This is a genomic window from Aminobacter sp. P4_D5, assembly GCF_056401815.1.
The window spans coordinates 1-589 of record NZ_JBFUIP010001069.1 but is presented as its reverse complement, the minus strand read 5'-3'; the positions used below and the strand labels follow the sequence as shown (position 1 = coordinate 589).

Annotated in this window: 1 protein-coding gene; it reads left to right on the top strand. The window is 68.6% G+C overall.

What is annotated here, in order from left to right; all coding sequences use genetic code 11:
- The coding region (locus tag AC1DWF_RS36705; RefSeq protein WP_476843349.1) for a CaiB/BaiF CoA transferase family protein at positions 1-589 on the top strand (589 nt) is incomplete at both ends.

Genomic DNA, 589 nt, shown 5'->3' with positions numbered 1-589 from the left:
GGCAAGGGCCTCGGCGGCGAACGCGACGGGCCGGACTTCCAGCACGTCCACCGCAACAAGCGCGCCATGACGTTGAACCTGAAGTCGCCCGAGGGCCTGGCCGTGCTGAAGAAGCTGGTCGAGAAGGCCGACGTSGTCGTCGAGAATTTCCGGCCCGACGTGAAGACSCGSCTCGGCATCGACTACGAGGCKCTSTCGGCGRTSAAYCCGCGSMTSRTCYWMGGCTCCATCTCCGGCTTCGGSCAGRMCGGGCCCTATKCSAAGCGKCCSGGCKTSGAYCAGATCGCSCAGGGCATGGGCGGCCTCATGTCGGTCACCGGCCTGCCTGGCCAGGGCCCGGTCCGCGCCGGCATCCCCGTCGCCGACCTCACGGCGGGCCTTTACTGCGCACTCGGCATCATGGTGGCGCTGCTGGAGCGCGAGACGACCGGCAAGGGCCGCTGGGTCCATGTCAGCCTGCTCGAGGCGATGATCGCCATGATGGACTTCCAGGCCACCCGCTGGACCATGAAGCACGACGTGCCCAAGCAGGCCGGCAACGACCACCCCACCACCATCCCGACCGGCCTGTTCAAGACCTCCGACGGCG